Genomic DNA, 25,217 nt, shown 5'->3' on the forward strand with positions numbered 1-25,217 from the left:
GAGGGCGATGAGCCCCGGGGGCGAGCGCCGTGCCCGGCGTCCTACAGGCGTGCGTCGAGGCGGTGCTGGAGACGGCCGTCCGGTCCGAACACGTCCATGAGGTACCCCTCGCTCAGATCCACGCCCTTCTCGCGCTTCAGGTAGTCGGTGAGCGAGACCTTCAGCCGGTCGAAGGGTCCGGCGTCATCGTCCTTGCTGTGCGTCCAGACGGTCAGCAGCGGCACGTCGGCGGGGCCGTCGGAACGCTGGATGCCGTACACGTGCTTGTTTCCGCTCGCTTCTCGGTAGTGGTCGGCAAGCCGCACGGCGGAGTCGGGGGCGACGGTGGTGGTGGCGGTCGGCTGCGGGAACTCGGCGGAGTGGTCCCCGGCCGCGCCGGAGTCCAGGGTGCAGCCCGCCAGTAAGGGCAGGGACGCGGCGAACGGGATGACGGCAAGGCCGGCAATTCTTCTCATGGCCCCATAGTCCCCGGTCGGCGCAGCGCGGCGAAACCCCCGGCACGAACGGCTCACGGCGTGCCGTGAACGAGAGGATGCCCGCACAGGTCTCCCTGTGCGGGCATCGGTCGGCACGGCGTCGTAGGGCATCGGTCGGCCCGGCGTCGCCGTGCATCGGTCGGCCCGGCGTCGCCGTGCATCGGTCGGCCCGGCGTCGCCGGGCATCGGCCGGCACGGCGTCGGCCGATGCACGGCTCAGCTCTCGTCCGGCGCCAGGGTCAGCGAGATCGAGTTGATGCAGTAGCGCTGGTCCGTGGGGGTCGGGTAGCCCTCCCCCTCGAAGACGTGGCCCAGGTGCGAGCCGCAGCGGGAGCAGCGCACCTCGGTGCGGACCGTGCCGTGGGCGCGGTCCTCGACCAGCTCGAGCGCGTCGGTGTCCTTCGGGTCGTAGAAGGACGGCCAGCCGCAGTACGACGCGAACTTGGTGTCGGAGCGGAACAGCTCCGCCCCGCAGGCGCGGCAGGAGTAGACGCCCGCCGTCCTGGTGTCGGTGTACTCACCCACGAAGGCGGGTTCGGTGCCGGCCTGGCGCAGCACCGCGTACTCGGCGGGGGTCAGCTCGTCCCGCCACTGCTCGTCCGGCTTCTCGACGTCGTACGGCACGGCTCGCTCCTCAGCTCGACAGGTGGTCGCTCGATCCGGTCGCCACTCGGCTACCGGCCGGTCGACAAGTGGTCCAGGATGCGCGGGCCGAGGTCGGTGACGTCGCCCGCTCCCATGGTGAGAACGAGATCGCCGGGCTTCGCCATTCCCGCGACGGCGGCGGGGACGTCGGCCTGGTCGTGGACGGCGGTGACCTCGGCTCCGGCCTCCTTCGCCGCGTCGATGATCAGGGCGCTGGTGATGCCCGGGATCGGGTCCTCGCGGGCCGGGTAGATGTCCAGGACCACGGAGGCGTCGGCCAGGGCGAGGGCCTGGCCCATCTCGGTGCCCAGCTCCTGCGTACGGGAGAACAGGTGCGGCTGGAAGACGACCAGGATGCGGGCGTCGGCGGCCGCGCCGCGCATGGCCTCCAGGTCGGCCGTCATCTCGGTGGGGTGGTGCGCGTACGAGTCGATGACCTGCACGCCCGCCGCCTCGCCCTTGAGCTGGAGGCGGCGCTTGACCCCGGTGTACGAACCGAGGGCCGAGGCCAGGTTGTGCGCGGGGATGCCGAGGGCGACGCCGGCGGCGAGGGCGGCGACCGCGTTGTGGGCGTAGTGGCTGCCGGGGACCGAGACGGTGAAGGTCAGGAACTTCCCGTTGAGCAGGACCGTGACCTCGCTGGTCAGGCCGCGCGGGGTGACCTTGTGGACGCGGACGTCGGCGTTCTCGGCGGAGCCGTAGGTGACGACCTTGAGCTCGGAGAGGTCGCGGACCCGGCGGGTCAGCTCGACCGCGCCGGGCTGGTCGGCGGAGATGACCAGGGTGCCGCCGGGGACGACCTTGCCGACGAACGTCTCGAAGGAGTCGTAGATCTCGTCCATCGAGGCGTAGTTCGCGTGGTGGTCCAGCTCGACGTTGAGGACGATCGCGACCTCGGGGTCGTACTTCTGGAAGCTGCGGTCGCTCTCGTCCGCCTCCGCGACGAAGATGTCCCCCTCACCGTGCGTGGCGTTGGTGCCGGGGCCCTCCAGGTCGCCGCCGATGGCGTACGAGGGGGCCAGGCTCAGCGAGGAGAGCGCGACGGCCAGCATCGACGTCGTCGTCGTCTTGCCGTGGGTGCCGGCGACCGCGATGGCGCGCAGGCCGTTCATCAGGGACGCCAGGGCGTCCGAGCGGTGCACCACGGGGATCGCCAGCTCGTTCGCGCGGAGCAGCTCCGGGTTGTCGGCGCGGATGGCGCTGGAGACGACCACGCAGGACGCGTCGTCGGCCAGGTGGCCCGCCGCGTGTCCGATGTGCACGGTCGCCCCCAGCGCCCGCAGGGACTCGGCGGTGGCGGACTCCTTCGCGTCGCTGCCCGCCACCTTCGCCCCGCGCTGGGCGAGGATCTTCGCGATGCCCGACATTCCGGCGCCGCCGATGCCGATGAAGTGGGGTCGTTCCATGGCGGCGGGAATGCCGGGTGCCATCTGTGCTCCTGCGTGGTCGCTGGGTTCGGACGGCGGCCGGGGGCCGACCCGGACCGCGCGGCCTCAGCCTATTCGCTGTGCGCGAAGAGCTTGAGCACCGGGACGCCGACCTTGTGCCGGGCGCGGGAGGCCCAGTCGCGGTGGAAGAACTCCTCGACGTAGTGCGGGGCGGTCAGGACGATGACCTCGTCGGCGCCCGCCTCCTCGACGACGGTCGTCAGTCGGTCCAGGGGGTGATTCTCGATCACCTGTCCGACCGCCGTGGAGCCCGCGTCGCGCAGGGCCCGGAGGGAGTACTCCAGGCCGATTTGCGCGGTCTCGCGGGCCTCGTCGCCCTCCGGCTCCTCGCCCTCGCGGACCGCTTCCTTCAGCTCCCCCATCGCCACGTCGTCGATCGCGCGCAGCAGGACATCGGCCTGGTCGCCGCGCGGCTGCAACAGAACGACGAACGAGATCCGCTCCTCGCCGTGGAGGGTGGTGACGAATTCCACGTCCTCGGGAGTGAGCGGCTTCTCGATCATCAAAACGCTTGTGAACACGACAGGCGCCCTTCCGCTTCTTCGTCTCGTCGACTGCCGGCTCGACCGTCGACGGTCGTTTGCTGAAACCATCCTTCCCCGTGCTTCCACGGGGACCGCAGGGGTAAGTGTGCCCAGCCGGAGCCAAGCGGAACGGCAAATTCCGCTATCCGTCGGTCCGACGGTACCGAGTGAAGAGGAACCCGGCCTCTTCCAGGAGCGATGCCAGGGAAAAACGTTCCGGCACGGTGACCCCGGGGCCCCCCGCGATCCGCTGGGCGTCCCCGGCGGTCAGCATCGGGGACACGGTCAGGCACAGCTCGTCCAGCGCACCGGCCGCCACGAACTGGCCGAGCAGCCGGGGTCCGCCCTCGGTGAGCTGCCTGGTCAGCCCCCGGTCGGCCAGCTCGCGCACGACACGTGCCGGGTCCACCCGGGCGCCCTCGCCCGCGATCACCACCTCGGCGCCCGCCTTCCGGGCCGCCGCGATCCGGTCGGCGGGGGCCCCGGCCCCGGTCACCACGAGCGTCGGGACGAGCGGCTCGGTGAACAGCGGCAGCGAGAAGTCCAGCTCCATCGAGCCGGTCACCACCGCGACGGCGGGAGCGGGGCCCTGTCCGGCGGCGGCCCGCCGCGCGGCGAACGCCTCCCGGGCGCGGGCCGGACGGTACCCCTCCAGGCGTACGGTCTCGGCTCCGGCGATCACCACGTCGGCCAGGCCCCGCAGGGTGCCGAAGATCCGCATGTCCGCCGCGCAGGAGATGGGCTGCGAGCGGCCGTCGTGCTGGGCGGCCCCGTCGAGGGTGGAGACCATGTTGGCGCGCAGCCAGGGGGTCGCGGGCCCTTCGGCCGGGAGGCCGGTGGGGTAGGCGTAGGCGTCGGCCAGCTCGTCGAGGCTCCACTCGCGGTCGATGAGCGGCCCGGACGGGCTCTCCGCTCCCGATCCGCCTTCTGTCAGGTCCGTCACAGGGAACAGGCTTCGCATGGGTTGCAGTCTGGCATGAGCCTTAGGGTGGACAGTTGTGTCGTCATCCACCGCGTTTCCGGGGCAGAGCCCCCTTGCCGAATCGGCCCCGCTGTCCCTGTGCGCCCGTGAGCCGCACGTACCCGCAGACCGTCTGGTCGCCGAGATGGTGCCTCCGCCGCGCTTCGACTCGGTGCGCTTCGACACGTACGTCCCCGACCCGAACCAGCCCAGCCAGAGCGAGGCGGTCACGGTCCTGGCGGGCTTCGCCGCCGGGCTCGGCGGGGCGCACGCGACGGGCGCCGGGCGGCGCAAGTGGTTCAGCAGGAAGCCGGCCGCGCCGACCGGGCCGCGCGGTGTGTATCTCGACGGCGGCTACGGCGTCGGCAAGACCCACCTGCTGGCCTCCCTCTGGCACGCCACGCCCGCCGAGCCGTCGCTGAAGGCGTTCGGCACGTTCGTGGAGCTGACAAACCTCGTGGGCGCGCTGGGCTTCCAGCAGACCGTGCGGACCCTCAGCGGGCACCGGCTGCTGTGCATCGACGAGTTCGAGCTCGACGACCCGGGCGACACCGTGCTGGTGTCCTCGCTGCTCAGCCGGCTCGTGGAGGCCGGGGTGGCGCTCGCCGCGACCTCGAACACGCTGCCGGGCAAGCTGGGCGAGGGCCGGTTCGCCGCCGCCGACTTCCTGCGCGAGATCCAGGGCCTGTCCGCGCACTTCCGCCCGTTGCGCATCGACGGCGAGGACTACCGGCACCGCGGTCTGCCCGAGGCCCCGCCGCCGTACGACGACGAGCAGGTCACCCGGGCCGCGTACGCCACTCCGGGCGCGTCCCTCGACGACTTCCCCGGCCTCCTTGACCACCTGGCCCGGGTCCACCCGAGCCGGTACGGCGCGCTGACCGACGACCTCCGCGCGGTCTGTCTGACCGGGGTGAGCGCGGTGCCCGACCAGTCGACCGCGCTGCGCCTGGTGGTGCTCGCCGACCGGCTGTACGACCGGGAGGTCCCGGTGCTCGCCTCGGGGCTTCCGTTCGACCGGCTGTTCAGCGACGAGATGCTGAACGGCGGGTACCGGAAGAAGTACTTCCGGGCGATCTCCCGGTTGACGGCACTGGCGCGTGACGCGAAGGGGCTGGTGGCGCAGTAGGTTCGGGGGCGTAACGCGACGGGACACCGCACGCCGTGGGGTGCCCCGTCTTATCCCGTACCACCGCGCACACCTTTCGAAGGGGTCCAGCATGGCTACCACGCGTCAGGCGCACACGAACTGGGAAGGCAACCTGATCGAGGGCAAGGGGGTCGTCACCTTCGACTCCTCCGGCATCGGCGACTACCCCGTCTCCTGGCCCGCCCGTTCGGAGCAGGCGAACGGGAAGACGAGCCCCGAGGAGCTCATCGCCGCCGCCCACTCCAGCTGCTTCTCGATGGCGCTCTCCCACGGCCTCGCCGGGGCCGGCACCCCGTCGACCCGGCTGGAGACCAAGGCCGAGGTGACCTTCCAGCCCGGCACGGGCATCACCGGCATCCACCTCACCGTCGTGGGCGAGGTGCCCGGTCTCGACGAGGACGCCTTCCTGAAGGCCGCCGAGGACGCCAAGGCGAACTGCCCGGTCAGCCAGGCGCTCACCGGCACCACGATCACCCTGACGGCCTCGCTCGCCTGACCTTCCGCCTACGGCTGCCCCGGCGGGGCAACCCATGGCGGAAACACGTGGCGCGGGGGTACGCATGGTTCCCCCGCGCCTTTGTGCGTGCTACACACGTGCGGGTCACTTCACCTGTCCGCCAACAGGGAGTCACCTCATGTCAACCGCACCCCGCTCCACCGCGACACGACGCCAGGTCCTGGCAGGCAGCGGCGCAGCCGCCGCGATCGCCTTCACGGGGGCCTTCTCCGAACTCTTCGCGGGCACGGCCGCCGCACGCGGCCACGACGGCTACGGCCCGCTCGTCCCCGACCCCGACGGCCTGCTCGACCTGCCGAAGGGATTCCGCTACCGGGTGCTGTCCCGGGAGGGCGAACCGCTGCGCTCCGGCGAGGGGCCGGTGCCGGGCAACCACGACGGGATGGCCGCGCTGCCCGGTCGCCACGGCCGGGTCCACCTGGTCCGCAACCACGAGAACCGGCACTCCGCCAAGCTCGGCGTACCGACCGTCGAGGGGCTGACCTACGACCCGGCGGCCAAGGGCGGCTGTACGTCCCTGGAGCTGGACGGCCGCAACAAGGTGCTCGGCGAACGCGTCGCCATCGCCGGTACGGCGGTGAACTGCGCGGGCGGGCCCACCCCCTGGCGCACCTGGCTGACCTGCGAGGAGAACGAGGACAAGGCCGGTACCAACGGGTACACCAAGGACCACGGCTTCATCTTCGAGGTGGACGGCGCCGATCCGCGCCGCACCGGGGCCGTCCCGCTGACCGCGATGGGCCGTTTCCAGCACGAGGCGATCGCCGTCGACCCGAAGTCCGGGATCGTGTACGAGACGGAGGACGCGTTCGACAAGCCGTTCGGGCTCTTCTACCGCTTCCTTCCCGAGAAGCCGCTCGGCGGCACCGGATCGCTCCGGGCGGGCGGGGCGCTGGAGGCGATGCGGGTGCCGGGTGTGCCCGACCTCTCCGCCGTCCAGGAGACCGGGACCAGCTTCGACCGGATCGAGTGGGTCCCCGTACCGGATCCGCTGGCGGCGGAGACCGCGATCCGCTTCCAGGACTTCGGCCCGAAGGGCGTCACGCACGCCCAGAAGCTGGAGGGCTGCTACTGGGGCGGCTCGTCCGTCTACTTCGTCTCCAGCTTCGCCCGCAGCGACGAGGGTTCGGCGGCCGACCACTACGGCCAGGTCTGGCGCTACGAGCCGAGGAAGCGGCGGCTCACCCTGGTCGTGATCTTCGGCCCGGACACCGACATCCAGCTGCCCGGCGAGTCGCCCGACAACATCTGCCTGGCGGCCGACGGCGGGCTGATGGTCTGCGAGGACGGCGACGGCGCGCAGCACGTGCTGGGGGTGACCCGGCGCGGCGAGGTGTACACGATGGCGCGCGGGCGGCAGAACATCGGCACGCCCGAGGCGCCGGAGTGGGGGGAGTTCGCGGGGGTCGTCTTCTCCCCGGACGGCTCGACGATGTACGTGAACTGCTACAGGCCGGGGACGACGTTCGCGGTGACGGGGCCGTGGTGCTGAGGTAGCCGGGGCGGCGATCCGGAGGTGCCCGGGGCGGCCGCACTTCGCCGGACACCGGAACGCCGCCGCCCGATATAACCTGATTATCGGACATTTTCCGCTATTTTCCGTGAGTGATCACTGCTGCGCGGAAGATGCAGAAGACGACGACGCTGACGCTGACGGTCGCGGGGGTACTCACCGGCGCCGCCCTGGCCGGGTGCGGGGGCCCTGCCCCCGCACCCGCTCCCCCGCCCACCCCGGCGGCATCCGCCCCCGCCTCGGCCGTACCGGAGAAGCCGCCCACGATGGCCCCCGGTCCGGCGGGCCGCACCCCGGTCTTCGAGCGGAGGCCGACGGGCGGGGGCGCGGCCGGCCGCGCGGCGGAGAAGGTCGTGGCGCTGACGTTCGACGCCGACATGACGGCCGACCAGGGCCCCCGGGCCGCCTCCGGCGAACGCTTCGACAACCCGGAACTGGTCGCGCTGCTGCGCCGGCTGAAGGTGCCCTCCACCGTCTTCATGACCGGGCGCTGGGCCGAGGAGTACCCGGCGCAGGCGAAGGCCATCGGCACGGACCCGCTGTTCGAGATCGCCAACCACTCCTACAGCCACCACGCCTTCAGCTCCCCCTGTTACGGCCTGCCGGTGGTCGGGAAGGCCGCGATGGCCCGCGAGGTAGAACGTACGTTCGCGGCGTTCCGGAAGGCGGGGGCGCGGAACGTGGTGCCGTACTTCCGTTTCCCCGGCGGCTGTTACGACGACACGGCGCTGCGCGCGCTGACCCCGGCGAACGTGACGGCCGTGCAGTGGGACGTGGTCAGCGGCGACGCCTTCGCCACGGACGCGGACGCGGTGGCCGAGCAGGTGCTGGACGGGGTGCGGCCGGGCTCCCTCGTGGTGATGCACTGCACCCGCAGCGCGGCCCCGGCCACCGAGGCGGCCGTACGCCGGATCGTGCCGGAACTGCGCGAGCGCGGCTACCGCTTCGTGAAGGTGTCGGAGTTGATGAAGGAGGGGCCCTGAGCTCGTTGTGCGGAGCGAGGGCCGGGGATGTGTACTCCGGCCCTCGCCCCATGGGGTCACGTCTCACCGTTTGTCGCGTCGGTCCGCTGTGCTACGGCAGGGCCCACTTCTGGTTGGGGCCGGTGTGGCAGGCCCACAGGTGGACCGGTGTGCCGTCGTTCCAGGTGCCTCCGGACGCGTCGAGGCACTTGCCGGACCGCGGGTTGCGTAGCGTGCCGTCGGCCTGGTGCTGCCAGGTCTGGGCCGCGCTGCCGTTGCAGCCGTAGAGCTGCACCCTCGTGCCGTCGGCAGTGCCCGCGTTGTCGATGTCCAGGCATTTGGCCAGGGCGCGCACGGTTCCGTCACCGGAGACCGTCCACTTCTGGGCGGCGGTGCCGTTGCAGGTCCACAGCTGGATCTCCGTGCCGTCGGCGGTGCCGCTGTTGTCCACGTCCAGGCACTTGCCGTTGACCCCCTTCACCTCGCCGGTCCGGGAGGCCGCTCCGGGCAGCTGGTTCATCGTGTACCAGGCTTCGGTGCTCCAGAGCTGTTCGCCGTCCGTCGCGCTGAAGGGTCGGGCCGAGCGCACGTGGACGACTCGGTCGGCCTTGAGCCCGGGGACCGTCAGCGTGACCGTCTTGCGGTCGGCGGAGAGGGTGGCCGACTGGGCGGTGAGGCTCTCCTCGTCGACCTTGGGGCCGCCGTACGCCGCGGTCGGCACGTAGCGCCACTGCTTGATCTTGTAGCGTCCGGCGAGGTCGGCCGCGGTCTCCGTCGACACCGGCTGGGTGTACTCCAGCTCGAAACCGCCCGGGACGGCGCGCATGGCGCGGATGTCGAAGGCGTCGGTGCCGTTCGGCGTCAGCTTCTGCAGACCGTGGCTGAGCTTGCCCTCCTGGCCCCAGTTGCCGCCCGCACCCAGCCCGCCCGCGTAGAGGGCGCCGTCCGGGCCGACGCTGATCCGGGTGACACCGGCTTCCAGTCCTTGCGTGAGGCGGAAGACCGCCCCCTGGTACTCCCCGCCGACCTTCTCCAGGAACCCGCGCTGGATGCCACCGTAGGTCACGTCACCGAACAGCATCTGGCCGGCGAAGGGGCCGTCCTTCAACTGGAGAGGTGTGCTGGGCGAGTTGGCTATCTCGTTCTGCGGGAGCCACAGCACCGGCTTGGTCACCGGCCGGGAGTCGAAGGGCCCGTCCGGGTTCGTGTAGTGGTTGAAGAAGCGGTCCTGCTTGATGTGCACCAACTTCGACGAGGGCAGCCAGCCGCCCTGGTTGTCGGTGACGAACATGTCGCCGTCCGGGCCCCACCCGATGCCGTTGGGGGTGCGCAGGCCACCGGCGACGTAACTGACCTCTCCGCTCGCCTTGTTCACCTTGATCGTGGTGCCGCGGTTCGGTGCCGGTTGCGGGTCCGTGGTGGCCCCGCCGTAGTTGATCGACACCGACAGGTTCAGATAGAAGAACCCTTCCTTGTACAGCAGGCCGAAGGCGAACTCGTGGAAGTTGTTGCCGAACGGCCAGGTGGCGATCCGTTTGTACTGGTCGGTGACGTCGTCGCCGTTGGTGTCGTTCAGTTCGGTCAGTTCGTGTTTCTGGGAGACATAGAGCTTGCCGTCCACGTACTTGACGCCCATCGGCTCCTTGAGGCCGCTCGCGATCTTCTTGTACGTCACCTTGTCGGGACCGGTGGCCCCGGTGACGTTGCTCAGCAGGTACACCTCGCCCGTGCTGTTGTCCGTGCCGCCCCAGGTGGTCACCGCGAGGCGGCCGTCGGGCAGCCAGTCCATGGCGGAGACCTGCGGTTCGAAGCCGGCCGGCCTCAGGTTCGTCAGGGTGTAGTTCGGGTGGACCCCGGTCAGGGGCAGTCCGTCACCGGGCGTGTCGAGGACGCCTTCGCACTCCTTGCGGCCCGGCGACGTGACGCGTACGACGTCGGCGTCGGTGCTCAGCACCGAGTTCGGTACGAGGCTGAAGCCGGTGGCGCCCGGAGGCTTCCAGGCGAGCGTGATCTGCTGGCCGCCACCGGCCTCGAAGTGCTCGATGCGCAGGGAGTGAACGCCGGCCGTCAGCGAGACCGTGCCGTCCTTGGGCAGGTCGGAGCCGTGCAGTCCGTCGTGGTCGATGACCAGCTCGTCATCGACGTAGAGGCGGGAGCCGTCGTCGCTGGTCAGGCGGAAGGTGTGGCTGCCGGCCGCGGCGACGTCGAGGTTCCCGGTGACCTGCGTGACGAAGTTGGACGCGAGCCCGAAGTCCGCGTCGGAGGTCCAGTCGATCACCGACATCTTCTTGTCGATGTTCGGGGTCTGCCCGGGCTTGAGGGTGCAGATCTCCTTCAGCGATGTCCGCACGTCGAAGACGCGGAGCGTGACACCGGGTTCCTGCGGGGGAAGAGGTGCGGCCTCCGGGGCGGCCGCGTCTGCGGGGAGGGACAGGCCAAGGGCCAGTAACGGGACGGTGAGCGTTACGGCCAGACGTCTGCCGAGTCGGTGGGAGAACAGCCGTGGATACACGTGACCTCCTGTAGGCCCCCCGAGGCCGGGGAGCGCAAATGGGGCAAAGTGCGGAATCCACCGCCGCCGGAGCGCGCCGTCGTTCCGGGTACGGAGAGATGCGGAGATATGGAGCTGCGGAGCTGCGGAGCTGCGGGCAGCGACGCATGGGGCGCGTACCGCCGTCCCACCGCCGCGTCGCACACAGTAGGGACTTCCGTCGGGCACGTCCATACTTTGTCATGAGCGCGTACAAAGCTCTCGGAAGATTCCATGAACGTCTGTCAACTCTGCCTTTATCAAGTCGACTTGGGACCGAGAGCCGCTTTGTCCCTCTGCTGGAAAAAGTTACGGCCATCTGCGTCAAAGGGGTTTCTGCTGCGTGAAAAAGCGAATAGCTTCCTGCCCTGTACCGAACGACAAGGGCGGAACGCCCTCCCTCCGGGGTCCCCCAAGCCCCTCGGCGCGATGGCGTGCGCCTGTGCTCCAGACCCCACCCCGTCAGCACACGGAGGATGCGCGTGCACAGGAGACTCATTCGACCTCTCGCGGCACTGGCCTGCACCTTGCTCGCCGCCGCGGGCGCTCTCACCGCCCAGCAGAGGCCCGCCGACGCGACACCCGCACTCGCGGCGGCCGCCGCGGCCGACGAGTTCCAACAAGTCACCCTCGCCAAGGGGGTGGCGGAGACCGGCGAGCCCATGACGCTCGCCGTCCTGCCCGACAGGTCCGTGCTGCACACGTCACGGGACGGCACCCTCCGCCTCACCGACGCGGCAGGCGCCACCAAGGTCGCCGGAAAGCTGGACGTCTACTCGCACGACGAAGAGGGCCTGCAAGGCGTCGGCGTGGACCCGGGCTTCACCACGAACCGCTTCGTCTACCTCTACTACGCGCCGAAGCTGACGACCCCCTCCGGCGACGCGCCCGCGAACGGGTCCGCGGCGGACTTCGCCCCCTTCGACGGCGTCAACCGGCTGTCGCGTTTCGTCCTCGGAGCCGACGGCTCACTCGACATCGCCAGCGAGAAGAAGGTCCTCGACGTCCCCGCGAGCCGCGGACTGTGCTGCCACGTCGGCGGTGACATCGATTTCGACGCCCAGGGCAACCTGTACCTCTCCACCGGCGACGACAGCAACCCCTTCGCGTCCGACGGCTACACCCCCATCGACGAGCGCGCCGGCCGCAACCCCGCGTACGACGCCCAGCGCTCCTCCGGCAACACCAACGACCTGCGCGGCAAGGTGCTGCGGATCAAGGTGGGCGCTGACGGGAGCTACACCATCCCGTCCGGCAACCTCTTCGCGCCCGGCACCGCGAAGACCAGACCGGAGATCTACGCCATGGGGTTCCGCAACCCCTTCCGGATGAGCGTCGACAAGCCCACCGGCACCGTCTACCTCGGCGACTACGGCCCCGACGCGGGCACGGCGAACGCGGGGCGCGGACCCGCCGGGCAGGTCGAGTTCAACCGGATCACCAAGGCCGGCAACTACGGCTGGCCCTACTGCACCGGCGACAACAGCCCCTACGTGGACTACAACTTCGCCAACTCGACGTCGGGCGCCGCCTTCTCCTGCGCCGCCCCCAGGAACACGTCGCCGAACAACACCGGCCTGACCGACCTCCCCCCGGCCCAGCCCGCCTGGATACCGTACGACGGGGGTTCCGTCCCCGAGTTCGGCGGCGGCTCGGAGTCACCGATGGGCGGGCCCGTCTACCGCTACGACGCGGCCTCGACCTCCACGGTCAAGTTCCCGCAGAGCTTCGACGGCGACTTCTTCGCCGGCGAGTTCGGCCGTAAGTGGATCAAACGGATCGAGCAGTCCGGCGACGGCACCGTACAGTCGATCAACGCGTTCCCCTGGCAGGGCACCCAGGTCATGGACATGACCTTCGGCCCGGACGGCGCGTTGTACGTCCTCGACTACGGCACCGGCTACTTCAACGGAGACGCCAACAGCGCGGTCTACCGGATCGAGTACGTCACCGACGGCCGCGCCCCGCTCGCCAAGGCCACCGCGAACCGCACCTCCGGACAGGCCCCGCTCACGGTGGCGTTCTCCTCGGCCGGGACCTCCGACCCCGACGGCGACCCGCTCACCTACGCCTGGAAGTTCGGTGACGGGGGCACGTCCACGGCCGCGAACCCCTCACACACCTACACCGCCAACGGCCGCTACACCGCCGAACTGACCGTCGCCGACGGCACCGGCGCCACCGCCACCGCCTCCGTCATCATCACCGTCGGCAACACCGCGCCCACCGTCACCCTCAACCTGCCCGCCGACGGCTCCATCATCGACCCGGGCGCCGCCGTACCCTTCACCGTCACCGTCACCGACCCCGAGGACGGCACGATCGACTGCTCCAAGGTGAAGGTCACCTTCATCATCGGCCACGACAGCCACGGTCACCCGCAGACCTCCGCCACCGGCTGCTCCGGCACCGTACAGACCATCGCCGACGGCGAACACGACCCCAACGCGAACATCTTCGGCGTCTGGGACGCCGAGTACACCGACAAGGGAGCAGGCGGCCAGCCCGCCCTGAACACGCACGACCAGAACATCACTCAGGGCAGCAAGCGTCAGGCCGAGCACTTCAGCGGCTCCGCCGGCGTCCAGATCGTCGACAAGGCCACGGCCAACGGCGGCAAGACCGTCGGCTACATCGACAACGACGACTGGATCTCCTTCACCCCGTACCTCCTCGGCAACGCCACCAAGGTGACCGCCCGGGTCTCCTCCGGCGGTGCGGGAGGCACCCTGGAGGTACGGGCCGGCTCGCCCACCGGCACCCTGCTCGGCTCGGCCGCGGTTCCCGTCACCGGAGGCTGGGACACCTTCCGGGACGTCAGCGCGGACCTGACCGACCGCCCGGCCGCCACCACCACCCTGTACCTCGTCTTCAAGGGCGGCAGCGGCTCCCTCTTCGACCTCGACGACCTCACCTTCACCACCAGCGGGGCCACCGCACCCGGCGGTGAGCTCAAGGGAATCGGCGGCAAGTGCGCGGAGGCCGCCGGCGGAGCGAGCGCCGACGGGACGCCGATCCAGTTGTGGACGTGCAACCGGACAGCCGCCCAGAAATGGGCGGCCGGCACGGACGACACACTGCGGGCGCTCGGAAAGTGCCTGGACATCAGCGGCGCGGGTACGGCCGACGGCACCAGGACCCAGCTGTACGGGTGCAACGGTACGGGCGCCCAGAAGTGGGCGGCTCAGGCCGACGGAACGTTGAAGAACCCGATGTCCGGCAAGTGCCTGGACGCCTCCGGAGCCTCCTCGGCGGACGGGACCAAGCTGCACCTGTGGACCTGCCACACCGGCGCCAACCAGAAGTGGACGCTGTCATGAGCCGACGACTCACCCGCCTCGCCTGCTGGGCCGCCTGCGGCCTGCTCGGCGCCGCAGCCCTGCCCACGGCGGTCTCCACGGCCTCCGAACCGGGCCCGACCGCCCCCGACCGCGCGGCGGCGACCGACCCTGCCCGCACGGTCGCCGCCGCCGCCGACCCGGCGTATGACGTGCTGGTCTTCTCCAAGACCGCCGGATTCCGCCACTCCTCCATCGACGAAGGCATCACCGCCCTGCGCCAGCTGGGCGCCGCCAACAACTTCACCGTCACAGCGACCGAGGACGCCGCCGCCTTCACCCCCGGCAACCTCAGCGGTTACGAGGCCGTCGTCTTCCTCTCCACCACCGGCGACGTCCTCAACACCGCCCAGCAGACCGCCTTCGAGGGATACATCGGCGCCGGCGGCGGCTACGTCGGCATCCACGCGGCGGCCGACACGGAGTACGACTGGACCTGGTACAACGGCCTGGCCGGCGCCCTGTTCAAGTCCCACCCGCACATCCAGCCGGCCACCGTCAAGGTGGAGGACCGCGCCCACGACGCCACCGCGCACCTCGGCCCCACCTGGCAGCGGACCGACGAGTGGTACGACTACCGCACCAACCCCCGCGGTTCGGCCCACGTCCTGGCCTCGCTCGACGAGTCCACGTACAGCGGCGGCACCATGGGCGGCGACCATCCCATCTCCTGGTGCAAGGAGCACGAGGGAGGGCGCGCCTTCTACACCGGCGGCGGCCACACCGAGGACTCCTACGCCGGCCCCGTCTTCCGCCGCCATCTGCTCGGCGGCATCCGCTGGGCGGCTGAGATGACGGAGGCCGACTGCCGCCCGGAGACCGGCTACACCGCCCTGTTCGGCACCTCCGGAACGACTGGCTGGAAGCAGGCCGGTCCGGGCTCCTTCGCCAACGCCGACAACACCCTGACCTCCCGGGGCGGCCTCGGCCTGTTCTGGTACCAGGCCAAGGAGTACGAGTCCTACTCGCTGAAGCTCGACTGGCGCCAGGCCGGTGACGACAACTCCGGCGTCTTCGTGGGCTTCCCCGCCTCCGACGACCCGTGGTCGGCCGTCGACAACGGGTACGAGATACAGATCGACGCCACGGACGCTCCGGACCGCACCACCGGCGCCGTCTACGGCTACAAGTCCGCCGACCTCGCCGCCCGCGACGCGGCCCTGAACCCGCCGGGAGAGTGGAACACGTACGAGATCCGGGTCGAGGGCGAGCGCCTCCAGCTCTTCCTCAACGGCCGCAAGATCAACGACTTCACCAACACCGACCCCGCCCGCAGCCTCCAGCAGGGCCACATCGGCCTGCAGAACCACGGTGACGGCGACGACGTGTCCTTCCGCAACATCCGGATCAAGGAGCTGGGCGGCGCGACCGGGCCCCGGGAGGGCGCCATCACCGGCATCGGCGGCAAATGCGTCGACGTCGCCAACGGGTCGAGCTCGGACGGCACGCAGATCCAGTTGTGGACGTGCAACCAGAGCGCCGCCCAGAAGTGGACGGTCGCCTCGGACGACACACTGCGCGCGCTGGGCAAGTGCATGGACATCAGCGGCAGCGGCACGGCCGACGGCACCAAGGTGCAGCTCTACGGCTGCAACAGCACCGGTGCCCAGAAATGGGTGCCGCAGGCCGACGGCACGCTGAGGAACCCGCAGTCGGGCAAGTGCCTGGACGCGTCCGGTGTCTCCTCTGCCGACGGCACCAAGCTCCACCTGTGGAGCTGCCACACCGGCGCCAACCAGAAGTGGGCGCTCCCCGGCTGAGCGACCCTGTTGACTTCGCCGGCACCGCTTTGAGAGGGCGGCGCCGGCGAAACCGGCCGCGAGAGCGGGCCGGTGACGGCGGCCGGGCGCCACGCCGAAGCGCCCGGCCGCCGTGCGCTCACGCTCGTCGAGGCGGAGTTCCCCGCCGCCGTCCCCGCGAGCCAACCCGCGACGTAGCAGCACAGCGGCACAGCGGCACAGCGGCACAAGCAGGGGAAATCCAGGTGCGCCTGCCCTTGTCAGCCCCCTACGTTGGGCGAACAGGACAGGACATTCCCCCTCCAAGGAGCCGACCGCTTGCAGGCCGCAGTAACCGTCAGCCCCACCCAGATCCCGGACCTCCTTCTGGGCCTCGCCACCGTCCGCCCGGTGTTCCTCTGGGGCGCCCCCGGCATCGGGAAGTCCTCCCTGGTGCGGAAGTTCGCCGAATCCCTGGGCCTGGAGTGCGTCAGCCTGCTGGGCACGCAGCTCGCCCCCGAGGACCTGATCGGCGTGCCGCAGATCCGTGACGGCCGCTCTGTCTTCTGCCCGCCGGAGGCCATCGCCCGCGACGAGCCGTACTGCCTCTTCCTCGACGAGCTGAACGCCGCGACCCCGGACGTGCAGAAGGCCTTCTACTCGCTCATCCTCGACCGCCGGATCGGCAGCTACGAGCTTCCGGAAGGCTCGATCGTGATCGGCGCCGGCAACCGTGCCACCGACAACGCCCTGGCCCGCCCCATCGCCTCCGCGCTCGTCAACCGCCTCACCCACGTCCACCTGCGTGCCTCCGCCACCGACTGGCTGGTGTGGGCGGGCGAGAACGGCATTCATCCCTGGGTGGTGGACTACGTCGCCGACCGGCCCGACCACCTGTGGTCGCAGCCGCCCAAGACCGAGGAGCCGTTCTCCACGCCCCGCTCCTGGCACATGCTCTCCGACGCGCTGCACTCCTTCGGGCCGGCGCTGGACGAGGAGACGCTGAAGATCGTGGCCCACGGGACGCTGACCCCCGCCCACGCCGTCTCCTTCTGCGGCTACGCCAAGATCGTGCGGCATACCTACGGCATCGAGGCGATCATCAAGGGAGACGCCTCCTGGCCTCGCCGCACCGAGGACCGCGACCTGCTCTACTACCTCGCCGAAGCGTTCCGGGGACGGCTCGTCAAAGAGCTCCCGGCCCAGCGCGAGCACGCCTCGGCCGCCGTGCGCGAGACCTCCTACCGCGCCAAGTCGCTGCTCGTGCAGCTCGCCGAGATATCCGTCGAGGTCGCCCAGACCGTCATCGCCGAGGACGCCGACGGCAACCCGGTGCTGCCCGCCTGGTTCCTGGTGGAGGCCGCCCGCGACATGCCCCGGCTGGTCGAGGCCCGGCGTTGAGCCGCTCCCGCAAGCAGGGCGCGGCCCGCCCCGACCCGGCCGCCGAGGCCTTCGCCGCCGGCGCCGAACTGGTGCGCCGCAACCCCGCCCTCGCCGCCGTCGACGCCGACTTCGTCCGCGCCAAGGGCAACGCCGACGCCCCCGGCCAGGGACTCGTCCGCGCGGACTCCAACGGGCGGGTGCACGTCCACCCCACCCGCCGGGCCGAACCGGGCGAGTGGGCCTGGGCGCTCGCCCACGCCCTCCTCCACCTCGGCTTCGGCCACCTCCCCGCGGCCAAGGAGCTCCGCGAGCAGCCCGACCGCTTCGCCCTCGCCGCCCGCTGCACCGTCGTCAACCGCTTCCTCGCCACCTTTCCCATCGGCACCGCCCCCGACCACCTCCCCGAGAGCTACCCCGACGGCGACGAGGATCAGCTCGCCGCCCGCTGGCGCAGGACCGGCGTCCCGGCCGCCTACGAACGGTGCGGCACCGCGGACGGCGAACCCGACCAACTGCTGGTCCAGTGGCCGCGCCAGGACACCACCCTGCCCGACCGGCAGCTCGCCTTCGCCTACGCCCTGACCCGTACGGTCTCCGCCGCGATGGACGTCGCGGGCGGCCGCAGGGACCGGCTCACCGGTGAGCGCGTCGCCCAGCGCCCCTGGGACCGCGCCCTCAACTGGTTCGTCTCGTCCTACCCGCTGCTCGGCGGCCTCGCGGCCGGACTGACCGTCGTCGCCGACGCCGAACTCGCCCGCACGCACGACATCTCCGTGGCCGCCGTGGACGCCGCCGCCGGCGAGATCTACGTCAATCCGCTCAAGCGGTTCACGGACGAGGAGTGGCGGTTCATCCTCGCCCACGAGATGCTGCACGCCGCCCTGCGTCACAGCGAACGGCGCGGCGCCCGCGACCACTATCTCTTCAACGTCGCCGCCGACTACGTCATCAACGGCTGGCTCGTCGAGATGGACGTCGGCGCGATGCCCGAAGGGCTGCTGTACGAACCGGAGTTGAAGGGGCTGTCTGCCGAGGAGGTGTACGACCGGATCGCCACCGGGCTGCGGCGCGGCCGACGCCTCGCCACCCTGCGCGGCAAGGGCGTCGGGGACATCCTGGGCGAGCCCCTGCCGGGCCGGACCGCCGACCCCGTCGACCTCGACGCCTTCTACCGGCGCGCCCTCGTCCAGGGCCACCAGCTGCACACCGACCGACAGCGCGGCCTGCTGCCGGCCGGACTGGTCCAGGAGATCCGTGCGCTCGCCCACCCGCCCGTGCCGTGGGACGCCCGACTGGCCCGCTGGTTCGACGAGTTCGTGCCCCGCCCCGAGCCGGTACGCAGCTACTCCCGGCCCGCCCGACGCCAGGCCTCGACCCCCGACATCCCGCGCGCGGGCCGCTTCTTCCCGCCCGAGGAGGTCGCCCGCTGCACCTTCGGCGTCGTCCTGGACACCTCGGGCTCGATGTCCGGCCCCCTGCTCGCCAAGGCGCTGGGGGCGATCGCCTCGTACGCCGAGGCCCGCGACGTACCGGCCGCCCGCGTGGTGTTCTGCGACGCCGCCGCCTACGACGCCGGATACCTGGCGCCGACGGAGATCGCCGGGCGGGTACGGGTGCGGGGGCGCGGCGGCACGGTCCTGCAACCCGGCGTCGACCTGCTGCAACGGGCCGACGACTTCCCGCCGACGGCCCCGGTCCTGGTGATCACCGACGGCTGGTGCGACGTGCTGCGGGTCCGCCGCGAGCACGCCTACCTGATCCCGGAGGGCGCCGGGCTGCCGTTCACCCCGCGCGGACCGGTCTTCCGGGTGCGCTGAGCCGTTCCGGACGCACGGAACGGCGGGGCCGCGCACGGGCTCGCCGAGGCTCAGCCGGAGCAGGCCGTGCGGCCCGCCTCCTGCCAGGCGCAGACCGGGCACAGCGTGGCGCCCTTCGTCGACTCCGGGTACTCGGTCGGCTCGCGGCACAGCACGCACTCGGCGTACGGAGGGCCTTCGGCTCCACCGCCCGGCGGGGCCGGTGCGATCGGCCCCGGGGTCTCGCAGTACGTGTCATCGGTGTCCACGCCCACGAGCCTACTCACCCGCGCCGGGCGGCGGTCCGGCAGACGAGGAACGCCACCGCCGCGGCGAGGACCACCGCCCCGAGCAGGGGCAGGACGGGCGGCTGGACCGTCCCGGTCCGCGACCCCGTGACCAGGGCGGTGACCGCGTGGCGCGCCGGGGATCCGGCGGTCACGAGGGCGAGGAGCGACCCGAGCACGGCCGCCGCGACGGACCAGCCCCGGCGGAGCGGCACCGGACGGGTGCTCACCGCCCCCACGGCCGCGCCCAGCAGCACGCAGCACAGGACGGCGAGCAGTCCGGCGAGCGCGGCGGCCGGCCGGGAGACGGCGCGTGCCCCGTCGTCGGTGACCGGGTCGCTGATGAGCAGGACGACGGCGGTGGCCACCACGGCGAGAGCCGCCGCACAGCCCGCGGCGGTGAGCAGCGCGGCCAGGTGGACCCGCCGGGGCCCCGCGGCGGCCGAGGCCACCGTCCGGGCGGCGAGCGGCTCCTGGGTCACGCAGAGGTGTACGGCCCACGCGGTGACGGGCAGCACGGCGGCGGCCGCGACGCCGAGCGAGCCCAGCACGGGCTGCCCGCTCCGCACGCCGACGGCGAGGACGGCCGCGTACAGCAGGAGGGGCGCCAGCCAGCGCTGGGAACGGGCGAGCAGGGCGGCCTGGTAGCGGAGGAGGGCGGTCATGGCGCTTCGGACACCTCGGGGGCCTCGGAGGTCCTGGTCTGTACGGAAGCCGGCCTGGACGCCTGGGGGTAGGCCTCGGCGGACGCCTGCCCGGACGCCTGGGGGTAGGCCTCGGCGGACGCCTGCCCGGACACCTGCCCGGACGCCTCGGCGGAGGCCTGCGCGGACGCCTGGGGGTAGGCCTGCCCGGACGCCTCGGCTTCGGCCGGCCCGGTTGCCGCGCCCGGCCCGGGCGCCCCCGTTGGCCCAGGCGCCTCCGCCGGGGCGGGCGCCTCCGCCGGGGCGACCCGCCGGATGTGCCAGGGCGGACGGGCCGTGAGCAGCGCCGCCAGGAGCGCGTCGGAGTACGGCGTGGGGACGGTGAGGCGTACCAGGCCGGGGGCCGCGCCGTTCGCCCGCTCCCGGACCGGGTCTCCCGGCAGCGCCACGGGCAGCGGTGCGCCGGGCGGGCCCTCGGCCTCGACCAGGACGCGGGGGCCGGGGGCGGGGCCGGCTACGGGGCCCGTCGGCGTCGGGGCCGTCGCCCGGTGGACCCCGCCGCCCTCGGTCCGCAGGGTGAGGTCCGCCGCCCCGGCGAGGCGTCGCGGGTCGTGGTCGACGAAGACGACGGTGGCGCCCGCCGCGACGCGTTCGGCAACGGCGCGGTCCAGTTCGCCGCGGGCGGAGGTGTCGAGTCCGGTCCAGGCCTCGTCCAGGACCAGCAGATCCGGTTCGGCGAGCAGCGCCTGGGCGACCGCGACCTTCTGGCTGGTGCCCTTGGAGAGTTCGGCGAGCGGGGTACGGGCGTGGTCCGCCGCCCCGAACCGGGTCAGCCACTCCCCCGCCCGCCGCCTCGCCTCGGCGCTCCGCAGCCCGTGGATCCGGCCGAGGTGGACGAGGTAGCCGGTGGCGGTCAGGGGCAGCGCCGCCGGGAAGCGCTCGGGGACGTACGCCGTGCGGGTCCGGCGGCCGGTGATCCGCCCCTCGGCGGGAGCGTCGACCCCGGCGAGCAGCCGCAGCAGGGTCGACTTCCCCACGCCGTTGCCCCCTTCGACCCGGATCAGCGTCCGCTCGGGCAGCGTGAGATCGACCCCGCGCAGCACCCAAGCGCCGCGGAGACCGTACCGGTGGCCCACACCCTTGAGTTCCACGGTCAGTTGGAGGTCTTCTCCGGCCGGGCCTCGCTCGGCCGCACGATGACGAAGCCCTCGCCCTGGAGCATCAACTGGACGGCCTCGCCGGATCCGCCGCGCACCATCGAGCCGACGCTCTGCGAGCGGTTCAGGCTGGTCGTGAGCTGCTGGCTCCAGCCGACGACCGCGTCCGTGTCCACGTACACCGGCTGGGCGCCGGTCACAGGGATCACGATCGGGGTGCCCTCGCACATCAGGCCGAGCTTGCCGTAGCCCGTGAACACGCTGTTGAAGAGGCCGCCGCCGACCATTCCGGCGCCCTTCACGGTGCTGATCTCGTAGGAGAGCGTGGGGTCGAAACAGAGGACGTTGCGGCCGTTGATGGTGATGGCGTCGCCCTGGTCCAGCTCGACGATGAAGCAGTTCGCCGCCTCGTGCGCGAACCATGCCTCGCCCTGACCCCGGACGGCCATGAGCGCCAGGCCCTCGCCCGTCACCGCGCGCTTGAGCATGCCGCCGATGCCCTGGCCCTTGCGCTCGAACTGGAGGTTGCCGCGGAAGGCGATCATCGAGCCCTGCCGGGCGTGCATCTCCCCGTTGACGGCGTACTTGATCGATTTCGTGTTCTGCAGGGTCATACCGGGGGCGGTGGCCGGCTGGGCCATGTGGTCGCTGGAAAAGAGATCGCTCTTCATGCGGAGCATCCTCACCCGGACCCGGTCGTTCCGCCAAGCAGGTGACGGGTCCGGCCTGGCAGACTGGGACGGTGACCAGCGATGACATCCCTGCCCCCGCCTCCGAGAGTCCGTTCCACGACGGTCCGACCGACCGCGACCAGCCGCGGCAGTTCGTGCTGCCGCTGGTGCTCCACCTGGAGAAGACGGACCCGCCCGCCCGCACCGACGCGCTGCGCAGCGCCGCCCGTGCGGTGCTGACGATCCTCTCCGACGAGCGGTCGCTGGGCGAAGGCGAGTGGTCCGGGGCGATGCGGGACTGGCAGGACGCCCGGATCCGCAAGGTCGTGCGGCGGGCGCGCGGCGCGGAGTGGCGCAAGGCCGCGGCGCTGGACGGCATCACGGTGACGGGTGAGGACGGCGCGGAGGTACGGGTGTTCCCGCCGATCCCGCTGGACGGCTGGCCCAAGGAGCTGGCCAAGCTCCAGGTGTCGGGCACCGATCTGGAGGACCCCGGGCCGCCCGCCGCGCCCGATCTCTCCGGCCCGGTGCTGTGGCTCAACCCGGAGCTGGACATGTCGGCGGGCAAGACGATGGCGCAGGCGGGACACGCGGCCCAGCTTGCCTGGTGGGAGCTGTCCGACACCGAGCGCAAGGCGTGGCGCGAGGCCGGCTTCCCGCTCTCCGTCGCCATCCCCGGTGCGGAGCGCTGGCGGGAGCTGACGGTGAGCGGGCTGCCGGTGGTGCGCGACGCGGGGTTCACCGAGATCGCCCCGGGGTCCTGCACGGTGGTCGCCGACCACCCGGCGCTGCGCCGCTGAACATTCCTCGTTCCGTCTCCGTATCTCCCGGTGCCGCCCACGATGATGCCGATGCCCTGACGAGGACGGCGGTCCGGGAACCTCAAATCCAGCTCTGAACGTCTCCCTGGTCGGGTTCATCGCCGCGTGACGGGGCCATGACCCCTGAACAGAACGAGGTGAGCCGGGGGGACGGGGGACACGTCATGGAACTGGGTATCGGCATCGGCTGGCGGCCGGAGATCGCGGACGAGGTGGAGGCGCTGGCGGGGATCGACTGGGTCGAGGCCGTCGCGGAGAACCTCTGCGCCGGCCATCTCCCGGACTCCCTCCTACGGCTCCGGGAGCGCGGGGTGCGGGTCGTACCGCACGGGGTGGCGCTCGGGCTCGGCGGCGCCGACCGCCCGGACCCGGCGCGTCTCGCCTCCCTCGCGGCGCGCGCCGAGCTGCTGGGGACGCCGCTGGTGACCGAGCACATCGCGTTCGTGCGGGCCGGGGGGCCGCTGACCGCGTCGCCGAGGCTGGAGGCCGGGCATCTGCTGCCGGTGCCGCGCACCTGGGACGCGCTGGACGTGCTGTGCGAGAACGTGCGGATCGCGCAGGACTCGCTGCCGGTGCCGCTGGCTCTGGAGAACATCGCGGCGCTGATCACCTGGCCGGATGAGGAGCTGACCGAGGGGCAGTTCCTGGCGGAGCTGGTCGAGCGGACCGGGGTGCGGCTGCTGATCGACGTGGCCAACCTGCATACCAATCACGTCAACCTCGGCCAGGATCCGGCGAAGGCGCTGGACGAACTGCCGGTGGAGACCATCGCGTACGTCCATGTGGCGGGCGGGGTCGAGAGGAACGGCGTGTGGCACGACACGCACGCCCACCCGGTGACCGCTCCGGTCCTGGAGGTACTGGCCGAGCTCCGCTCCCGGGTCGACCCGCCGGGCGTGCTGCTGGAGCGCGACGACGCCTTCCCGCCGACCGCGGAGCTGGCGGGCGAGCTGGACGCGATCCGGGCGACGCTGCGGGACGCCGCTCCCCCGGTGGAGCCGCCGCGTCCCGCGACCCGGGACGGGGGCGGCGACGGGGGCCGGGGGCCCCACGCCCCCGTGCCGGCCGGGACCCGCGACCGTACCGCCGTCGCGCAGACCGCGCTGCTCTCCGCGCTGGTGGCGGGGACGCCGGCGCCCGAGGGCTTCGACCGCCGGCGGGTGCGGGTGCAGAGCCGGGCGCTGGCCGCCAAGCGCGCGGACGTCGTCGCCAAGGTGGCCCCCGAACTGCCGGAGATCCTCGGCGACGGCTACCGCGCCGCGTTCCTCGCGTACGCCGGGGGCCGCCCGATGTCCGGCGGATACCGGCGCGACGCCCTGGACTTCGCGGAGCACGTGCTCATCGCGGGCGGCCCTGCCGATCCGGTGGCGCGGCGCCGGCTCACGTACTGGTGGCAGGACCGGTCGGGCGCCCGGCCGCCGCGACGTACCACCCGTCTGGTCCGGGCGGCCCGTGCCGCCCTTGTGAGGAAGGGGACGCCGTGAACGTGCTCGCGCTGCTGGTGACCTTCGCGGTCGTCGTCTCCACCGTGCTCCTCATCACGAAATCGGCCGTCTCCCGGTCCCGCATCCCGTCGGCCGGCCGTTTCCCCGCCGTCCACGACGTCTACGAGGCGGCCTTCCTGACCGGCGGTCCGGCCGGGGTCGCGGACACCGCGCTCACCGCCCTGCACACGGACGGCCGGGTGCTCATCGGCGGCCCCGGCATCATCTCCGTACGTTATGCGCAGGCGAACGACCCGGTGGAACGCGCGGTGTTCCAGGAGCTGTCCACCGCTCCGAGCGGCGCCCTGCACCTGGTGCGGGACGCGGTGATGCGCCACCCGGCCGTGCAGGAGATCGGCGACGGGCTGGCGCAGCGGGGCCTGCTGGTTCCGCCCGGCGAGGGCCGCCCCGTACGACGGTGGGGACTGGTCCAGGGAGTGAGCTGCTTCGTCGCACTCCCGCTGTCGATCGTCCTCACCGCCCTCCAGTACGTGACGACGGACGTGAGCCTGAGCATGCCGGTCCCGTTCGTCCTGAAGGTTCTGCCCGCGATCCTGCTCGGCGGGATCAGCGGACTCGTCATCGCCTCGGCCGCGGCCAACCGGATCACCCGAGCGGGCCGCCGGGCCGCCCAGGCATGCCGGGCGGCCCGGGTCCACCCGGAGACCCCGGCCCACCTGGTCGCCACACGGGGGCTGCGCGCGCTCCCGGACCGGGCGCTCTGGGAGCAACTGGTCGCGGCAAGCCGCCTGACCGCGTCGGCGAGGCGGTCGCGTTCCGGCCTCGCGGGGAGCGGAGCGCCCGGGTACGCGGGGGGTACGGCAGGGGCGTCGGACTTCGCGGTGGCGGCGGTCTGGTGCGCCGCCGCCAGTCCCGGCGGATCCAGCTGCGGGGGTTCCAGCGGGGGCGGCTCCGGATCGAGCTGTGGAGGCGGCTCCAGCTGCTCCTCGGGGTCCGGGTGCGGAGGCAGCGGCGGATCGAGCTGCGGCGGCGGCTCCAGCTCGGGAGGTTCCAGTTGCGGCGGAAGCTCGGGCGGGTCGAGCTGCGGCGGGGGCGGCGGTTCCTGAACCGGGCCCGCCGCCCCGGCAGCTGACCGCCCATCGGAGTCATGGTTCCGGACATGCTCGGGCGGTGCTGGACTTCACCGTCCCGCCCGCCCGACCATCCCTCTCCGCATCCGCAGAGAGGCACC

The 25,217-nt window shown here is 72.1% G+C and carries 20 protein-coding genes and 1 pseudogene; 11 read left to right on the plus strand and 10 right to left on the minus strand.

Annotated elements, in window-relative coordinates; genetic code table 11:
- Positions 1-41: 41 nt before the first annotated feature.
- From D581_RS0108865 to D581_RS0108885, 5 genes are all read right to left on the minus strand, one after another.
- Positions 42-455 (minus strand): hypothetical protein, encoded by a 414-nt coding sequence (locus D581_RS0108865; RefSeq protein WP_018956886.1) that lies wholly within the window; start codon positions 453-455, stop codon positions 42-44.
- Positions 456-692: 237 nt separating this feature from the next.
- Positions 693-1,100 carry a peptide-methionine (R)-S-oxide reductase MsrB gene (gene msrB / locus D581_RS0108870; RefSeq protein ID WP_018956887.1) on the minus strand — a complete coding sequence of 136 codons (408 nt, stop codon included), beginning with the start codon at positions 1,098-1,100 and terminating at the stop codon, positions 693-695.
- 50 nt (positions 1,101-1,150) lie between these two features.
- Positions 1,151-2,551, minus strand: coding sequence for a UDP-N-acetylmuramate--L-alanine ligase (murC, locus tag D581_RS0108875; RefSeq protein ID WP_018956888.1), 1,401 nt, complete (start codon positions 2,549-2,551; stop codon positions 1,151-1,153).
- Between the two features lie 68 nt (positions 2,552-2,619).
- Positions 2,620-3,072 (minus strand): hypothetical protein, encoded by a 453-nt coding sequence (locus D581_RS0108880; RefSeq protein WP_018956889.1) that lies wholly within the window; start codon positions 3,070-3,072, stop codon positions 2,620-2,622.
- A 163-nt stretch (positions 3,073-3,235) separates the two neighbouring features.
- The gene (locus D581_RS0108885) at positions 3,236-4,054 is read right to left on the minus strand and encodes a pyrimidine reductase family protein (protein ID WP_032752619.1); all 819 of its coding nucleotides are present in this window, start codon (positions 4,052-4,054) and stop codon (positions 3,236-3,238) included.
- A gap of 37 nt (positions 4,055-4,091) precedes the next feature.
- Here D581_RS0108885 and zapE point away from each other — a divergent pair, with 37 nt between their 5' ends.
- The 4 genes from zapE (at position 4,092) to D581_RS0108905 (ending at position 8,217) form a co-directional block, all read left to right on the plus strand.
- On the plus strand, positions 4,092-5,183 hold the full coding sequence (zapE, locus tag D581_RS0108890; protein ID WP_026290343.1) for a cell division protein ZapE: 1,092 nt from the start codon (positions 4,092-4,094) through the stop codon (positions 5,181-5,183).
- Positions 5,184-5,274: 91 nt separating this feature from the next.
- On the plus strand, positions 5,275-5,700 hold the full coding sequence (locus D581_RS0108895; RefSeq protein WP_018956892.1) for an OsmC family protein: 426 nt from the start codon (positions 5,275-5,277) through the stop codon (positions 5,698-5,700).
- Between the two features lie 139 nt (positions 5,701-5,839).
- Complete coding sequence (locus tag D581_RS0108900; protein WP_018956893.1) at positions 5,840-7,213, plus strand: alkaline phosphatase PhoX; 1,374 nt, start codon at positions 5,840-5,842, stop codon at positions 7,211-7,213.
- A 134-nt stretch (positions 7,214-7,347) separates the two neighbouring features.
- On the plus strand, positions 7,348-8,217 hold the full coding sequence (locus tag D581_RS0108905; protein ID WP_018956894.1) for a polysaccharide deacetylase family protein: 870 nt from the start codon (positions 7,348-7,350) through the stop codon (positions 8,215-8,217).
- Between the two features lie 91 nt (positions 8,218-8,308).
- On the opposite strand, the gene D581_RS01000000137030 is transcribed toward D581_RS0108905, so the two are convergent.
- Positions 8,309-10,708 (minus strand): ricin-type beta-trefoil lectin domain protein, encoded by a 2,400-nt coding sequence (locus D581_RS01000000137030; protein ID WP_018956895.1) that lies wholly within the window; start codon positions 10,706-10,708, stop codon positions 8,309-8,311.
- 500 nt (positions 10,709-11,208) lie between these two features.
- Between D581_RS01000000137030 and D581_RS0108915 the strand changes: the two genes are divergently transcribed.
- From D581_RS0108915 to D581_RS0108930, 4 genes are all read left to right on the plus strand, one after another.
- Positions 11,209-14,046, plus strand: a complete 2,838-nt coding sequence (locus tag D581_RS0108915) for a PQQ-dependent sugar dehydrogenase (protein ID WP_026290344.1) — start codon at positions 11,209-11,211, stop codon at positions 14,044-14,046.
- Complete coding sequence (locus tag D581_RS0108920; RefSeq protein ID WP_018956897.1) at positions 14,043-15,824, plus strand: ThuA domain-containing protein; 1,782 nt, start codon at positions 14,043-14,045, stop codon at positions 15,822-15,824. Before D581_RS0108915 ends, D581_RS0108920 begins: the two co-directional genes overlap by 4 nt.
- Positions 15,825-16,121: 297 nt before the next feature.
- Complete coding sequence (locus D581_RS0108925; protein ID WP_018956898.1) at positions 16,122-17,183, plus strand: ATP-binding protein; 1,062 nt, start codon at positions 16,122-16,124, stop codon at positions 17,181-17,183.
- Positions 17,180-18,982: a DUF2201 family putative metallopeptidase gene (locus tag D581_RS0108930; protein WP_018956899.1), complete on the plus strand. Its 1,803-nt coding sequence runs from the start codon at positions 17,180-17,182 to the stop codon at positions 18,980-18,982. Before D581_RS0108925 ends, D581_RS0108930 begins: the two co-directional genes overlap by 4 nt.
- Positions 18,983-19,032: 50 nt before the next feature.
- Here D581_RS0108930 and D581_RS0108935 read toward each other — a convergent pair whose 3' ends face one another.
- The 4 genes and pseudogenes from D581_RS0108935 to D581_RS0108950 form a co-directional block, all read right to left on the minus strand.
- On the minus strand, positions 19,033-19,230 hold the full coding sequence (locus tag D581_RS0108935) for a hypothetical protein (RefSeq protein ID WP_469225837.1): 198 nt from the start codon (positions 19,228-19,230) through the stop codon (positions 19,033-19,035).
- Positions 19,231-19,244: 14 nt separating this feature from the next.
- Positions 19,245-19,913: a hypothetical protein gene (locus D581_RS0108940; protein WP_018956901.1), complete on the minus strand. Its 669-nt coding sequence runs from the start codon at positions 19,911-19,913 to the stop codon at positions 19,245-19,247.
- A 242-nt stretch (positions 19,914-20,155) separates the two neighbouring features.
- A pseudogene (locus D581_RS0108945) lies at positions 20,156-21,043 on the minus strand (ATP-binding cassette domain-containing protein); the annotation flags it as partial.
- A 2-nt stretch (positions 21,044-21,045) separates the two neighbouring features.
- Positions 21,046-21,720 (minus strand): AIM24 family protein, encoded by a 675-nt coding sequence (locus tag D581_RS0108950; protein ID WP_018956903.1) that lies wholly within the window; start codon positions 21,718-21,720, stop codon positions 21,046-21,048.
- A 71-nt stretch (positions 21,721-21,791) separates the two neighbouring features.
- Here D581_RS0108950 and D581_RS0108955 point away from each other — a divergent pair, with 71 nt between their 5' ends.
- The 3 genes from D581_RS0108955 (at position 21,792) to D581_RS0108965 (ending at position 25,092) form a co-directional block, all read left to right on the plus strand.
- Positions 21,792-22,520, plus strand: coding sequence for a peptidyl-tRNA hydrolase (locus D581_RS0108955; protein ID WP_018956904.1), 729 nt, complete (start codon positions 21,792-21,794; stop codon positions 22,518-22,520).
- A gap of 185 nt (positions 22,521-22,705) precedes the next feature.
- On the plus strand, positions 22,706-24,025 hold the full coding sequence (locus tag D581_RS0108960; RefSeq protein WP_018956905.1) for an MbnB/TglH/ChrH family RiPP precursor modification enzyme: 1,320 nt from the start codon (positions 22,706-22,708) through the stop codon (positions 24,023-24,025).
- Positions 24,022-25,092, plus strand: a complete 1,071-nt coding sequence (locus tag D581_RS0108965; protein WP_018956906.1) for a TIGR04222 domain-containing membrane protein — start codon at positions 24,022-24,024, stop codon at positions 25,090-25,092. The genes D581_RS0108960 and D581_RS0108965 overlap by 4 nt, the downstream gene beginning before the upstream one ends.
- The last annotated feature ends 125 nt before the right edge of the window (positions 25,093-25,217 follow it).

Source organism: Streptomyces sp. CNB091 (genome assembly GCF_000377965.1).

Bases quoted from the DNA above. Each gene is read 5' to 3' on its own strand.
- D581_RS0108865 (WP_018956886.1), bottom strand. From the start codon at position 455: ATGAGAAGAATTGCCGGCCTTGCCGTCATCCCGTTCGCCGCGTCCCTG.
- murC (WP_018956888.1), bottom strand. From the start codon at position 2,551: ATGGCACCCGGCATTCCCGCCGCCATGGAACGACCCCACTTCATCGGC.
- D581_RS0108880 (WP_018956889.1), bottom strand. From the start codon at position 3,072: ATGATCGAGAAGCCGCTCACTCCCGAGGACGTGGAATTCGTCACCACC.
- D581_RS0108885 (WP_032752619.1), bottom strand. From the start codon at position 4,054: ATGCGAAGCCTGTTCCCTGTGACGGACCTGACAGAAGGCGGATCGGGA.
- D581_RS0108895 (WP_018956892.1), top strand. From the start codon at position 5,275: ATGGCTACCACGCGTCAGGCGCACACGAACTGGGAAGGCAACCTGATC.
- D581_RS0108900 (WP_018956893.1), top strand. From the start codon at position 5,840: ATGTCAACCGCACCCCGCTCCACCGCGACACGACGCCAGGTCCTGGCA.
- D581_RS0108905 (WP_018956894.1), top strand. From the start codon at position 7,348: ATGCAGAAGACGACGACGCTGACGCTGACGGTCGCGGGGGTACTCACC.
- D581_RS0108920 (WP_018956897.1), top strand. From the start codon at position 14,043: ATGAGCCGACGACTCACCCGCCTCGCCTGCTGGGCCGCCTGCGGCCTG.
- D581_RS0108940 (WP_018956901.1), bottom strand. From the start codon at position 19,913: ATGACCGCCCTCCTCCGCTACCAGGCCGCCCTGCTCGCCCGTTCCCAG.
- D581_RS0108950 (WP_018956903.1), bottom strand. From the start codon at position 21,720: ATGAAGAGCGATCTCTTTTCCAGCGACCACATGGCCCAGCCGGCCACC.
- D581_RS0108960 (WP_018956905.1), top strand. From the start codon at position 22,706: ATGGAACTGGGTATCGGCATCGGCTGGCGGCCGGAGATCGCGGACGAG.